Genomic DNA, 14113 nt, shown 5'->3' with positions numbered 1-14113 from the left:
TCCTCCTCCGGCCGGTTCTCCTCCGTCCGGGTACGCCGCGCAGCCGAGGTGGACTCTCATCCGACGATCCACGCCCGGGCGGTCGTACAGTAGGGCGCATGACGCGCATCCTCGCGATTGCCAATCAGAAGGGTGGGGTCGCCAAGACCACCACGGTGGAGTCCCTCGGTGCCGCCCTCGCCGATCTCGACGTCTCGGTCCTCGTCGTCGATCTCGACCCGCAAGGGTGTCTCACCTTCTCGCTCGGGCACGATCCCGATCAGCTCACCTCCTCGGTCCACGACGTGTTGCTCGGTGACGAGGAGATCGCCGATGTCCTGCTCGACACCGAGGACAAGGTCACCTTGCTGCCGGCGACCATCGACCTGGCCGGCGCCGAGGCGCTGCTGTTGATGCGCCCGGGGCGGGAGTATGCCCTCAAGCGTGCACTCGCGGAGGTGAGCGAGGACTTCGACGTCGTGATCGTCGACTGCCCGCCGTCGCTCGGCGTCCTCACGCTGAACGGTCTCACCGCGGCCGACGAGGTGATCGTGCCGCTGCAGTGCGAGACGCTCGCCCATCGCGGCGTCGGACAGTTGTTGCGCACCGTCCGGGAGGTCCAGCAGATCACCAACCCGAACCTCACGATGCTGGGTGCGGTGGCCACCCTCTTCGACGCCCGGACCACGCACAGCCGCGACGTTCTCGCCGACGTCGCCGATCGGTACGACCTGCCGGTGCTCGACCCGCCCATCCCGCGCACAGTGCGTTTCGCCGAGGCCTCCGCCTCCGGGACGTCGGTCATGCGGGGCCGAAAGAACAAGGGCGCGACGGCATATCGCGCGCTCGCCGAGAATCTGTGGAAGCACTGGGAGGCGGGCGCCGAGGTCGGCACCTTCGAGGTCTGACAGTCGGGTCTGCGGTCGGGGGCCGTGGGGGTCAGCCCGGGCCGAAGGCCTCGATCCGGGGTCCGTGCTGTTCGACGACGATGTCGCCGAGGACACGCAGACTCACCACGGGCGCGGCCGGTTCGCTCCGGGCGAGCGGGATGGACCGGACCTCCCGGCCGGTCGCGACGTCGCGGACGCTGATCCCGGTGGTGCTCGGCAGCAGGAGTTGTCCCGCCATGATCTGGCCGGGTCCCAATGTGCCGGGGACCTGGTAGATCGGATTCAGTGTCTGGGCATTCAGGACGACGGTCGCCTTCCCGGTCCAGTAGGTGACGATCCCGTCGGAGGAGATCGGGGCGCTGCCGGCGGGTGGCGTCGAGTCGCCGGCGACGGTGTTGGTCCCCGCCGCGTTCGCGTCGGTGTCGAACCGGCGGATCGCCGGCCCGCTCTCGGCGTCGAACGTGGGCGGTTCGGCCGGTGCGGCGCCACCGTCGTACACGGCGATCCCCGACGACGACATCGCGATGACCACGGGCGGCGGTCCGCTCACGTCGCCGGTGATGAGGGTCGACCCGTACTGTTCGACCTTCTCGTCGTCGCCGAGTACCGCGCCGAGGACCGTGAGCCGATACCCGGGGTCGTCGGCGCAGCGTTCGACGACGGCCACGCGATCTCCCGACACCACCGACGAGAACAGCTCGCAGTCGACGCGATCGGGCGCGTCCTCCGGTCGGACCGGCGCCTCGACCCGGCCGTATTCGATTCCGCGAACGAGATTGGAACCCCAGGTCTCCATCCGGCGGGGGCCCTGCGCGACGACGTACCCCGAGTCGGTCGCGAGCCGGACCTCCGGGTCGGCGTCGCTGGTGCGGGCGCCCTTCCGGCTGCCGGTGCCCGCATCGAGCGCGGTCACCTCCGAGCAGCCGCGGCTGTTGCGGTACACGGCCAGCGCCAGATCGGCGCTCCCGGTCCAGGCGGTGCCGACCGCACACAGGTCGAGATCGCGGCTGTACGACCAGAGTTCGCGACCGGTGGCCGGGTCGTGCCCGACCACCCGTCCGCCGTTCCCGGTGACGACGGCGGAGGTGCCGATCGCCGGGGCGCGGGTGGCGTCGGAGTCGGCCCGCCAGCGCGCGACGAAACTCGCGGACACGGACTGTGCCGGCTGCACCGCGGCGGGTTCGGCCGCGGCCGGCACGCTCGCGGTGTGGCGAACCGGGCTGAGGGCCCAGGCGGTGACGCACAGGGCCGCGACGACGACCACGATGGCCGCGGTGACCGCGAGATCGATCGGGCGGCGCCGTTCGGGCCTGACTCGTGCCACGCGGGTCAGCCGGTGGTCAGTCGGCGACAGCTGCCGTGGACTCCGACGCGCCGGCGTCGGACGCGGCGGTCTGCTCGCCGGCGGGCTTGCGGTTGGCGCCACCTCGACGGCGACGACGGCGGCGCGGCTTCGCGGTGCCGTCAGCGGCAGGCGTTCCGGCGTCGGCGCCGGACTCGGTCGTCGTGGTCTCGCTTGTCGTGGTCTCGGCGGCCGATTCGGTGGACGTCCCATTGGCGTCCGTCTGCCCGCCCCGGGTGCGACGGCGAGTGCGGGTCGAGCGCTTGCGCGGCTCGCGGTCCGCGCGCGTCTCCCGCGTCTCGTCGGGGTCGCGCGGCGGCTTGGCGGCGGCGATCCGCCCCGTCTTCGACTCGTCGATCGACAGGTCCGACCGGAGGTGTTCCGACGTCGAGTAGGTCTCCGGCGGATCGGGGATACCTAGATTCAGCGCCTTGTCGATGAGCTCCCAGCGGTGCAGCTCATCCCAGTCGACGAGGGTCACCGCGATGCCCGTGCGCCCGGCGCGACCGGTACGGCCGATGCGGTGCACGTAGGTCTTGTCGTCTTCGGGGCACTGGTAGTTGATGACATGGGTGACGTCGTCGATGTCGATGCCGCGGGCGGCCACGTCGGTGGCGACCAGCACGTCGATGGTGCCGTCGCGGAACCGCTTGAGCGCCTTCTCGCGGGCGACCTGACCGAGATCGCCGTGGACCGCGCCGACCTTGAAGCCGCGCTCGGCGAGATCGTCGGCGACCTTCTGCGCGGTGCGCTTGGTGCGGGTGAAGATCATCGTGGCGCCGCGACCCTCGGCCTGCAGGATGCGGGCGACGAGCTCGGCCTTGTCCAGCGCGTGCGCCCGGTAGGCGTACTGCTTGGTGCGGTCGTGGACCGCGGAGTCGTTGGCGTTCTCGGCCCGGATGTGGGTCGGCCGGTTCAGGAACGTGCGGGCCAGGGTGACGATCGGACCGGGCATGGTCGCCGAGAACAGCATCGTCTGACGAGGCGTCGGCAGTGCGGACATGATGCGCTCGATGTCGGGCAGGAAGCCGAGGTCGAGCATCTCGTCGGCCTCGTCGAGGACCAGGATCGACACCTTGCCGAGGACGAGGTGGCCCTGCTGGGCGAGGTCGAGGAGCCGGCCCGGGGTGCCGACCACGACGTCGACACCGGACTGCAGTTCGGCGATCTGCGACTCGTAGGGACGGCCACCGTAGATCGAGGTGACCTTCAGCGGTCGCTTCGTCCCATCGGCCAGGGTCACCTCGAGCGACGGCGCCGCCACCTGGAGATCGCCGGTCACCTGCACGCACAGCTCGCGCGTGGGCACGATGATCAGCGCGCGGGGCGTGGTGTCCAGCGGACGGACCCCGGACTCCTCGGCATGGGCGAGCCGGTGCAGCAGCGGGATGCCGAAGCCGAAGGTCTTGCCCATGCCGGTGCGGGCCTGGCCGATGAGGTCGTGGCCTTCGAGCGCCAGCGGCAGGGTCAGTTCCTGGATCGCGAAGGTGTGGGTCTTGCCGTCTGCGGCGAGGGCCGAGACGATACGGTCGTCGACGCCGAGCTCGGCGAAGGTGGGGGCGGTGTGGGTGTCGTCGACGATGGTCGTCTGCACGGCGGAATCGCTCATGTGCGGTTGTGTGCCTTTCTGGGCCGGTCTGCGCGCGATGTGTTTCGGTGCGCGCACGGAGAAGGCTCGAAAGTGCACGCGCATATGTCGTAGTGGCACCGGGGATGTGACCGGGTATCGCGAGGAACTCGCAGTTCGGCGAGCAACGCCGTCGTCACATCCACACGCTCGCGCCGGCGAGCACGCGCTCCACGCGCAGCTCAGCGGGCAAGCGACGGGGGGTCCCGTCGGAGTGCACCGCCGTCGAGTGTACTTGGTGCCCCGCGGCGGCCCGCTACCATCACCTCATGGCGCCTGCATCCGACCCGTCCGAGTCGACCCCGTCACCTGCGACGTCCACCTCGGTGGCGTCGGCCGAGATGCGGGATTCGGCGATCGGGAAGCTGTTCGCCGTGCTGCTCGCCGGCGAATTCGCCGCGTTCCACCGGCTCATCGAGGAGTCGGCGATGGCGCCGGATGTGCCCAGCCGCATCGCGATCGCCCGGATGGCGGCCTCCGAGGTCGGCCACTTCGACCGGCTCGCCGAGCGGGTGGAGGCGATGACCGGCCTCGGCGCCGCGGAAGCCGTCGAGCGCTACCGTTCGGTGTTCGATCAGTATCACCGCGCGACGACGCCGAAGACCTGGTACGAGGCGCTGGTCAAGGCGTATGTCGGCGACGGACTCGCGGCCGACTTCTACGCCGAGCTCTCCGACATGCTGCCGCCGGACTCGCAGGCCGTGATGGCCGAGGTGATGTCGGAAACCGCCAACTCCCAGTTCGCCCGTGAACAGGTCCGGGCGGCCGTCGAGGCCGACCCGTCGATCAAATCGGCCCTGGTGTTGTGGGGCCGCCGGCTGCTCGGCGAGGCCATCACCCATGCGCAGTGGGTTCTCGCCGCCGAGGAAGAGGTCACCGATCTGCTCTTCGCCGGGGCCAGTTCGCTGACCGGCGTCGCCGGGTTCTTCGACGTCGTCGCCGGCAAACACGCCGAGCGGATGGCCGACCTCGGCCTAGCCTGAGCCGGACCTGACCACGGCGGAGTAGGCCGACGGTGTTTCGCTCTGAGCGGAGTGGCTGTCCCGCCGCACCCCGGCTGCACTAGCCTTGTGCGGCAAGCGTTGACAGACACCGAGGAGGGCGGCACATGGCCGTGGAAGTGAAGATCGGCATCACCGACAGCCCGCGGGAGCTGACCATCGCGTCGACCCTGACCAGCGACAAGGCCTTCGCCGAGGTCGAGGCGGCACTGGGTGGCAAGCAGCAGCTGTTGTCCCTCGTGGACGACAAGGGCGCCCGCTACCTGATCCCGGTCACCAAGATCGCCTATGTCGAGGTGGGTGCGTCGGAGAACCGCCGCGTCGGATTCGGTTCCTGACCGGCCGCGCAACCAGATCGACGAGAAGGGGCCTGTACGCCGGATGGCGTGCAGGCCCCTTCTCGTGTCGCAAGTGGTTCAGGCAGTGCCGTTGACAGTCGGCCCGCTCGCTTCGCTCCCGGCGCCGGTCGCATCCGGCTGCGCGTCGGCCACACTCGGCTCGACAACCGGCTGCGCGTCAGCCGACGCCGTCTGTCGCGGGAAGTGCGACAACCCGCCCCAGAGGAGGGCGACCGTGGTGTCCACGGCGGTCTGCTTGTCGACCGGGCGCTTGGCCTCGAGCCAGTAGCGGGCGTTGACCTGGCTGGCACCGACGAGCCCCGACGCGAGCATCCGCGAACGGTACGGATCGAGACCGGAATCGTGCATGACCAAGCCGTACACGGCGTCGACGCACGCCTCGGTCGCGCCCTCCACCCGGCGGATGACGGCGGGATCGGAGGCGTCGGAGGAGAAGATCAACCGGTAGCCCGAGTTGTCCTGATCGATGAAGTCGAAGAAGGCCTGGACCGCGGCACGGACGCGCTTGCGGTTGTCGGTGGTCGTCCGCAGGGCGGTGTTGACGTCGCTGACCAGCTTCTCGGCGTGGCTGTCCACGACCGCGATGTAGAGGTCGAGCTTCGACGGGAAGTGTTGATACAGAACGGGTTTGCTCACTCCCGCGTGCACCGCGATCTCATCCATGCCGGCCGCGTGGTAGCCGCGTTCGACGAAGATCTCACTGGCCGCGTCGAGCAACTGCATACGTCGTGCGCTGCGCGGCAGGCGAGTGCTGCGGCCGGGCACGGCGGACGCGTTGGTTGCGGTCGACATGCCCAAGAGAGTACTCGGCGGAGCTTCCTGCGCAGTATCGGTGGTCTGCTGTGAGAAAGTTGACCGGTGAGCCGCACAGAGGACGGTGGCCCCGGGTCCGAGCGTGGCCGGGTGCGTGCCAAGGATGTCGGCCCGAGATCGTCGGGACGCCCCAGACCGGACCAGCCGCTACGAGCGCGCTGGGACCCGACCGACGACAGCGGACGTCCCCGCGTCGACCGCGATGCCCAGCCGGAATACAAGAAGCAGTCGGCGCTCGGGCGGTTCGTCTCGACCTATGGGTGGCGTGCCTATGCGATCCCGGTGCTCACGATCCTGACGATCGCGCTGATCGTCGTCACCATCCGGGACGGCCGGACCGATGCGCTCGAGCCGGCGGCGGCCGCCAGCCCCGACTCCGCGGCGCGCAACACCGACATCAGCAAGGAGACCCGCCCGATCGGTGCCCCCACCGGCGACATCCAGGCGGCCGCGCTGCCCGCCGGGACGCTGCCCCAGGGCGGCCCGTTCACCGACCGGGCCCGCAAGACGTTCCGGGTCCTGCGCGGCGGCGGTCCGCCCGTCGGCACCGGCGGGCAGGTGTACACCTACACGGTGGAGGTGGAGAACGGCCTCAACCCGCAGGACTACGGCGGTGACCCGACCTTCGCGAAGATGGTGGACACGACGCTCGCCAACCCGCGCAGCTGGATCGGCGACGGCCGCGTGTCCTTCCGCCGTGTCGACCGCGGCGAACCCGACCTCCGCATCTCGCTCACCTCGACCGGCACCACCCGCGAGTTGTGCGGCTACCAGATCCGCCTGGAGACCTCGTGCTATTACCCGCCGCAGGCGCGGGTCACGCTGAACGAAGCCCGATGGGTGCGCGGTGCGCTGTCCTATCAGGGTGACGACGTCGCCTACCGGCAGTACCTCATCAACCACGAGGTCGGTCACGGCATCGGCTACGAGGCGCACGAGGCGTGCCGCGAGGACGGCGCGCTCGCGCCGATCATGATGCAGCAGTCCTTCGGCGTCGCGAACTCCGAGATCATGGCTCTCGACCCACAGATGAAGGCCAACCGGACCTTCGTGTGCCGTCCCAATCCCTGGCCGTTCCCCACCCGCTGACCGGGAATGCCGCCGCGGACTCATCCGTTGTGCCGGGGGTACGTAGTCAGCCCGAACAATGGAGGCGTTCGTGTCATCGCAAGGGTCGCCCACAGGGTCGCTGCCGCCGCTGGTGGAACCGGCCGCGGAACTGAGCAACGAAGAGGTGGCCCGCTACAGCCGTCACCTGATCATCCCGGACGTGGGGATGGACGGTCAGAAGCGTCTGAAGAACGCCAAGGTGCTGGTGATCGGCGCCGGCGGACTGGGTTCGCCGACGCTGCTGTACCTCGCTGCGGCGGGGGTCGGGACGATCGGCATCGTCGAGTTCGACATCGTCGACGAATCCAACCTGCAGCGCCAGGTCATCCACGGCCAGTCCGACATCGGCCGGCCCAAGGCCGAGAGCGCGCGGGACTCCATCCTGGAGATCAACCCCTTCGTCACCGTCAACCTGCATGACCAGCGGCTCGAGCCCGAGGGTGCGATCGAACTGTTCTCGCAGTACGACCTCATCCTCGACGGCACCGACAACTTCGCGACCCGGTACCTGGTCAACGACGCCGCGGTCCTCGCGCACAAGCCCTACGTGTGGGGGTCGATCTACCGCTTCGAGGGTCAGGCCTCGGTCTTCTGGGAGGACGCCCCCGACGGCCGCGGGCTCAACTACCGCGACCTCTACCCGCAGGCACCGCCGCCCGGGATGGTGCCGTCCTGCGCCGAAGGCGGTGTACTCGGCATCCTCTGCGCCTCGATCGGATCGATCATGGGCACCGAGGCCATCAAGCTGATCTGTGGGATCGGCGAGCCCCTCCTCGGTCGTCTCATGGTGTACGACGCCCTCGACATGACCTACCGGACCATCAAGATCCGCAAGGATCCGGAGGGTGAGCGGATCGCCGGTCTCATCGACTACGACGACTTCTGCGGTGTCGTCTCCTCGGAGGCGTCCGACGCCGCCGCGGGGTCGACGCTGACCGCCGTCGAACTCAAGCAGAAGATCGACGCGGGCGAGAAGCTGGCGATCATCGACGTCCGGGAGCCCGTCGAATGGGACATCGTCCGTATCGACGGCGCGACCCTCATCCCGAAGGGCGACATCCTCTCCGGCGAGGGTCTCGCCAAGGTGCCGCAGGACCGGCCCACCGTGCTCTACTGCAAGACCGGCATCCGGTCCGCCGAGGCGCTCGCTGCGCTGAAGCGAGCCGGTTTCGCCGACGCCACGCACCTGCAGGGCGGCGTGACCGCGTGGGCGAACCAGGTCGACAAGACGTTGCCGGTCTACTGAGCCCGGTCATCGATCCGCACGTCGGTGCGGGTGGTTGCCGCGTGCCTTCCCGAAACGGACAACCGCGCTCGGTAATCTGGCCGACGTGAACACCGTCGAGCCGCCCGAACACGTGTTGAACACGTTCGGGCTCACCGCCCACCCGCCCATCGCGATGGGGGAATCGTGGGTCGGCGGGTGGCGTGTCGGCGAAGTCGTGCTCTCACTGGTCCCCGACCACGCGCGCGCCGCGTGGTCGGCGTCGGTGCGCGAATCCCTGTTCGTGGAGGGGATGCGCATCGCGCGTCCGTTCCGCGCCACCGACGGCCGGTACGTGGTGTCGGGCTGGCGCGCCGACACCTACATCGCCGGGACGCCCGAACCACGGCACGACGAGGTCGTCCTGGTCGCCGACCGGCTGCACGAGGCGACCGCCTCGCTCGAACGGCCCCGGTTCCTGCTGCAGCCGCCTGCTCCGCCGCACACCGACGTCGACGTGTTCACCGCGGCCGATCGTGCCGCCTGGGAGGACGTCCCGCTGCGCTCGGCCCGGGCCGCCGGTATGGCCGAGCCGACCGCACCCGACGGTGTGCAGAGCGTCGACATGCTGAAAACCGTTGCGAAGCTTCGTAAGCCGGTGGATCTGCCGTCTCAGGTCGTGCACGGTGACCTCTTCGGCACGGTGCTGTTCGCCGGTGCCGCGGCCCCGGGGATCACCGACATCGTCCCGTATTGGCGGCCCGCCCCGTGGGCGGCGGCGGTCGCGGTGGTCGACGCCCTGGCGTGGGGTGGTGCCGACACCGAACTCATCCAGCGATGGTCGGATCAGCCCGAGTGGCCGCAGATGATGCTGCGGGCGACGATGTTCCGGTTGGCAGTCCACGCGCTGCACCCGCGGTCGACCTCGGGCGCACTGCCCGGGTTGCAGCGAGTCGTCGAACATGTACGTTTACTCGTATAACCGCAGCTCACAGCCCTGACTGACCGCTGACAGGGTTCTCACAACGCCCGCGTGACGGAGTGAGGACAACGTGACGATGCGGTCACCTCGCGGAAAATCCGCGCAACACGCCCCCTTCACACTTGGTCTCGAGTCGCACGACACCGGTGTCGGCGTCTTCCACGACAGCCACCACTGCACGCAGCCCTATGCACGGCAGTGACACCACGTAGACCAGCAACCATCGGAGGCGGAGCCTTGGCATTCGCAGATCTCAGAGCACAACTGACACGGGACCACACGATCACCGACTGGGACCCGGAGGACCGGGTCGCCTGGGACAACGGCAATGCCGCGATCGCCAAGCGCAATCTGATCTGGTCGGTCATCTGTGAGCATGTCGGATTCTCGATCTGGTCCCTGTTCTCGGTGATGGCCCTGTTCATGGGCCCCGAGTACGGCATCAGCATGGACCAGAAGTTCGTCATCGCCGCCACCGCGACGCTGGTCGGTTCTTGCCTGCGTATCCCGTACACGCAGGCCACCGCCAAGTTCGGCGGCCGCAACTGGGCGATCTTCTCCGCCGTCGTGCTGCTCATCCCGACCGGGCTGACGATGATGCTGATGATGAACCCGGGCGAGTTCGGGTTCGGCTGGTTCCTCGCCGTCGCGGCCATCACCGGTTTCGGTGGCGGCAACTTCGCGTCGTCGATGACCAACATCAACGCGTTCTACCCGCAACGGCTGAAGGGCTGGGCGCTCGGACTCAACGCCGGCGGCGGCAACATCGGCGTGCCGGTCGTGCAGGTCATCGGTCTGCTGGTCATCTGGCTCGCCGCCGACCAACCCGAGATCGTGTGCGCCATCTACCTGGTCGCCCTGGCCGTCGCCGGTATCGGTGCCGCCCTCTACATGGACAACCTGGACCACCAGACGGCCAGCGGCCGGGCGATGCTCGACTGCCTCAAGTACCGCGACACGTGGCTGATCTGCCTGCTCTACATCGGTACGTTCGGTTCCTTCATCGGCTTCGGGTTCGCGTTCGGCCAGGTCCTCAACATCAGCTTCACCGAGGCCGGAGTCGCGAAGCCGGCGCTGGCAGCAGCGCAGATCGTCTGGATCGGTCCGCTGCTGGGGTCGGTCATCCGTCCCTACGGCGGAAAACTGGCCGATCGCGTCGGCGGCGGCAAGGTGACGCTGTACACCTTCATCGCGATGGTCTTCTCCGCGGCGATCCTCGTGGTCGCCGGCACGATCGCCGACAACAACGGCAAGACGATCACCGGCGCCACGTTGACGGCCTTCATCATCGGCTTCATCCTGCTGTTCCTGCTCTCGGGCCTGGCCAACGGGTCGGTCTACAAGATCATCCCGACCATCTGGGAGCACAAGGCGCAGGCGCAGAGCGGACTGAATTCGCTCGGGAAGACGAAGTGGTCGCGGAGCATGTCCGGCGCGCTCATCGGGATCGCCGGTGCCGCAGGCGGTCTCGGCGGTGTGGGTATCAACCTGGTGCTGCGCGCCAGCTACCAGTCCAACAAGTCGGCGACGATGGCCTTCTGGGTGTTCATGCTCTTCTACGTCCTGGCAGCGGTCGTGACCTGGTGGTTCTACGCCCGGCGCCCGATCGTCATCGCGGAGACCACCGATCTCGCGGTCACCGGTGCCCATGACGAACCGGCACCGACTGTCGACGGGACCGCATCGACCGGTGCTGCCGCCGAGGGCACCGACAAGCAGGCAACCAAGGAAGCGCTGGCCTGATCCTCACGGGACCGGCGAGGCAAGGGAGCAAAGAGCAGTGAACAGCGAAACCGCAACGCGCACAACCAAGACAGTGGTGGTGGTGGGCCATGGCATGGTCGGTCACCGCTTCGTCCAGGCGCTCCGCGAGCGTGACGCGACCGACCTGTGGCGTATCGAGATCGTCAGCGAGGAGATCGACCCGGCCTACGACCGGGTGGGGCTGTCCTCGTATGTCGGTGCCTGGCTTCGGGATTCTCTCGCACTCGAGGGGAACACGTACGCCGGGGACGATCGGGTCGTCACGCATCTGGGCGAGACCGTCACCGGCATCGATCGAGACGCCCGCCGGGTCGTCACCTCGAGCGGTCGCGAGATCGACTACGACGCAGTCGTTCTGGCCACCGGTTCCTACGCTTTCGTCCCGCCGGTTCCCGGCCACGACAACGACCGGTGCTTCGTCTACCGCACCCTCGACGACCTCGACGACATCCGGGCCGCGGCCGAGGCCGCCGGTCCGGGTGCGACGGGTGTGGTCGTCGGCGGCGGCCTGCTCGGACTCGAGGCCGCCAACGCACTCAAGCTCATGGGGATGACCCCGCACGTGGTGGAGTTCGCCCCGCGTCTGATGCCGATGCAGGTCGACGAGGGTGGCGGCGCGATCCTGAAGAACCTGGTGACCGAGCTCGGACTCGAGGTCCACACCGGGGTCGGCACGTCGGAGATCGCCGACGCCGAGGACGGTGGCCTGCGGGTCACGCTGTCCGACGAGTCGACGATCGACGCCTCGCTCGTGGTGTTCTCCGCCGGCGTCCGACCGCGCGATCAGCTCGCTCGGGACGCGGGACTGGCCGTCGGCGAGCGCGGCGGCGTGCTCGTCGACGCCGGTTGTGGAACCGACGACGAGAACGTCTACGCCATCGGCGAGGTCGCCGCCGTCGAAGGCCGCTGCTACGGCCTCGTCGCCCCCGGTTACTCGACCGCCGAGGTGGTCGCCGACCGTCTGCTCGGCGGGACGTCGGAATTTCCCGGTGCCGACCTGTCCACGAAGCTGAAGCTCCTCGGCGTCGACGTGGCCAGCTTCGGGGATGCGTTCGGCACCACCGAGAACGCGCTGGAGATCACCTACCACGACGCGGTCGCCGGCCGGTACGCGAAGATCGTCGTCAGCGACGACGCGAAGACGCTGCTCGGCGGAATCCTGGTCGGCGACGCATCGGCCTACGCGATGCTCAAGCCGATGGTCGGCCGGGAGATCCCGGGCGACCCGGCGGCCCTCATCGCACCCGAGGGCGGCGCTGCGGTGGGTATGGACGCACTGCCCGACGACGCGGAGATCTGCTCGTGCAACGGCGTCTCGAAGGGTGCCATCTGCTCGGCGATCGCCGACGGCGCGTGCGACATCGCCGCGGTCAAGGGCTGCACCTCGGCCGGCACCACCTGCGGTGGCTGCCTGCCCAGCATCAAGCAGCTGCTCGCCGCGTCCGGGGTCGAACTGAGCAAGTCGCTGTGCGACCACTTCACCCAGTCGCGCGCCGAGCTGTTCGAGATCGTCGCGGTGACCGGTATCCGCACGTTCTCCGAACTCGTCGACCGGTACGGCAGCGGGCAGGGTTGCGAGATCTGCAAGCCGACGGTCGCGTCGATCCTCGCGTCGACCTCCAGCGACCACATCCTCGAGGGCGAGCAGGCCGCGCTGCAGGACACCAACGACCACTTCCTGGCGAACATGCAGAAGAACGGCTCGTACTCGGTCGTGCCGCGGATGCCCGGTGGCGAGGTCACGCCCGAGCAGCTGATCGTGATCGGTGAGATCGCGCGCGACTTCGGGCTGTACACCAAGGTGACCGGTGGGCAGCGGATCGACCTGTTCGGTGCGCGCGTCGACCAGTTGCCCGAGATCTGGCGGCGCCTCGTCGACGCCGGGATGGAGTCGGGGCAGGCGTACGGCAAGAGCCTGCGGACGGTGAAGAGTTGCGTCGGTTCGACGTGGTGCCGGTACGGCGTGCAGGACTCGGTCGGCATGGCCGTGCTCCTGGAGAAGCGGTACCGCGGACTGCGCTCACCCCACAAGATCAAGTTCGGGGTCTCGGGATGTGCCCGCGAGTGCGCTGAGGCGAGGGGCAAGGACGTCGGTGTCATCGCCACCGAGCACGGCTGGAACCTCTACGTCGGCGGCAACGGCGGCCAGAGCCCGAAGCATGCGGTGCTGCTCGCCAGCGGAGTGGATGACGAGACCCTCGTCGCCTACATTGATCGGTACCTCATGTTCTACATCCGAACCGCCGATCGACTGCAGCGCACGGCGCCGTGGCTGGAGTCGCTCGAAGGTGGTCTCGACCATCTGAAGGACGTGGTGTGTGAGGACAGCCTGGGGCTCGCCGCCGAACTCGAGGAGGCGATGGCCCGCCACGTCGGCGGTTACCAGGACGAGTGGGCCGCGGTGCTCGCGGACGAGGACAAGCTGAAGCGGTTCGTCTCGTTCGTGAATGCGCCCGATGTCGTCGACCCGACGATCCGGTTCTCCGAGTACGAGCGCAAGGCGCCGGTGCTGCTCGACATGCCGGCGGTCCGTCCGGGTGCGACCGCTCGGTCGGGCCCCGATGGAGTGAGCGAGCGACCGGTGAGAGAAGGAGTGCCCACATGACCATCGCGCCAGGGGAGGCCGACACCATGTCCGCAGAGACGACACCCACCGGCGCCGCCACGGTGTGTGAGGGGAGCTGGGTGCGCGCTTGTTCGATCGACGACCTGATCGTCGGTCGCGGCGTCGCCGTGCTGGGTCCCGAGGGTGTGCAGGCCGCGCTGTTCCGTCTGCCCGCCGCCGAGTCCGATCGCGAGGCGGCGCCCGGGCGCTCCCGCCTGTACGCGATCGGCAACATCGATCCGTTCGGTCGCGCCGCGGTCCTCTCCCGGGGACTCACCGGCGACCGCGGGGGCGAACCCACCGTCGCCTCGCCGCTGGGTAAACAGGTCTTCGCGCTGCGCACCGGGATCTGCCTGGACGACGAGACGGTGTCGGTCCCCAGCTACGGTGTGCGGGTGGTCAACCGCATCGTCGAGGTGTTCTTCCCGGCGTGAACA

General features: G+C 68.9%; 12 protein-coding genes. 9 read left to right on the top strand and 3 right to left on the bottom strand.

Translation table 11 applies throughout. The annotated features are described in order from the left end of the window. Positions 1–98 precede the first annotated feature (98 nt). Positions 99–887 (top strand): ParA family protein, encoded by a 789-nt coding sequence (locus AS181_RS12405; RefSeq protein WP_055475550.1) that lies wholly within the window; start codon positions 99–101, stop codon positions 885–887. Between the two features lie 31 nt (positions 888–918). Here the strand turns inward: AS181_RS12405 and AS181_RS12400 are convergent, their stop codons facing one another. Beyond that, positions 919–2193: an Rv3212 family protein gene (locus AS181_RS12400; protein WP_058251899.1), complete on the bottom strand. Its 1275-nt coding sequence runs from the start codon at positions 2191–2193 to the stop codon at positions 919–921. 16 nt (positions 2194–2209) lie between these two features. Continuing rightward, on the bottom strand, positions 2210–3820 hold the full coding sequence (locus AS181_RS12395) for a DEAD/DEAH box helicase (RefSeq protein WP_058252014.1): 1611 nt from the start codon (positions 3818–3820) through the stop codon (positions 2210–2212). 287 nt (positions 3821–4107) lie between these two features. Here AS181_RS12395 and AS181_RS12390 point away from each other — a divergent pair, with 287 nt between their 5' ends. After that, positions 4108–4821 carry a ferritin-like fold-containing protein gene (locus AS181_RS12390; protein ID WP_078113366.1) on the top strand — a complete coding sequence of 238 codons (714 nt, stop codon included), beginning with the start codon at positions 4108–4110 and terminating at the stop codon, positions 4819–4821. Positions 4822–4946: 125 nt separating this feature from the next. After that, the gene (locus tag AS181_RS12385; protein ID WP_004023442.1) at positions 4947–5177 is read left to right on the top strand and encodes a DUF3107 domain-containing protein; all 231 of its coding nucleotides are present in this window, start codon (positions 4947–4949) and stop codon (positions 5175–5177) included. 78 nt (positions 5178–5255) lie between these two features. On the opposite strand, the gene AS181_RS12380 is transcribed toward AS181_RS12385, so the two are convergent. Further along, complete coding sequence (locus AS181_RS12380) at positions 5256–5990, bottom strand: TetR/AcrR family transcriptional regulator (protein WP_058251898.1); 735 nt, start codon at positions 5988–5990, stop codon at positions 5256–5258. 66 nt (positions 5991–6056) lie between these two features. On the opposite strand from AS181_RS12380, the gene AS181_RS12375 reads away from it, so the two are divergent. The 6 genes from AS181_RS12375 (at position 6057) to AS181_RS12350 (ending at position 14110) form a co-directional block, all read left to right on the top strand. Then, positions 6057–7100: a DUF3152 domain-containing protein gene (locus tag AS181_RS12375; protein ID WP_055475547.1), complete on the top strand. Its 1044-nt coding sequence runs from the start codon at positions 6057–6059 to the stop codon at positions 7098–7100. 58 nt (positions 7101–7158) lie between these two features. Continuing rightward, complete coding sequence (gene moeZ / locus AS181_RS12370) at positions 7159–8367, top strand: adenylyltransferase/sulfurtransferase MoeZ (RefSeq protein WP_055475546.1); 1209 nt, start codon at positions 7159–7161, stop codon at positions 8365–8367. Between the two features lie 85 nt (positions 8368–8452). Beyond that, a complete protein-coding gene (locus tag AS181_RS12365) occupies positions 8453–9307 on the top strand; it encodes a TIGR02569 family protein (protein ID WP_058252012.1) in 855 nt (284 codons plus the stop codon). Positions 9308–9544: 237 nt separating this feature from the next. Beyond that, positions 9545–11050, top strand: coding sequence for a nitrate/nitrite transporter (locus AS181_RS12360; protein WP_058251897.1), 1506 nt, complete (start codon positions 9545–9547; stop codon positions 11048–11050). Between the two features lie 37 nt (positions 11051–11087). Then, positions 11088–13676 carry a nitrite reductase large subunit NirB gene (gene nirB / locus AS181_RS12355; protein WP_082652928.1) on the top strand — a complete coding sequence of 863 codons (2589 nt, stop codon included), beginning with the start codon at positions 11088–11090 and terminating at the stop codon, positions 13674–13676. Beyond that, positions 13673–14110, top strand: coding sequence for a nitrite reductase (NAD(P)H) small subunit family protein (locus AS181_RS12350; protein ID WP_058251896.1), 438 nt, complete (start codon positions 13673–13675; stop codon positions 14108–14110). Before nirB ends, AS181_RS12350 begins: the two co-directional genes overlap by 4 nt. Positions 14111–14113: the final 3 nt, after the last annotated feature.

Source organism: Gordonia sp. SGD-V-85, assembly GCF_001456905.1.
Taxonomy (GTDB): Bacteria; Actinomycetota; Actinomycetes; order Mycobacteriales; family Mycobacteriaceae; genus Gordonia; species Gordonia hongkongensis.
The sequence above is the reverse complement of the archived record's forward strand: the minus strand, read 5'-3'. Positions and strand labels throughout refer to the sequence as shown.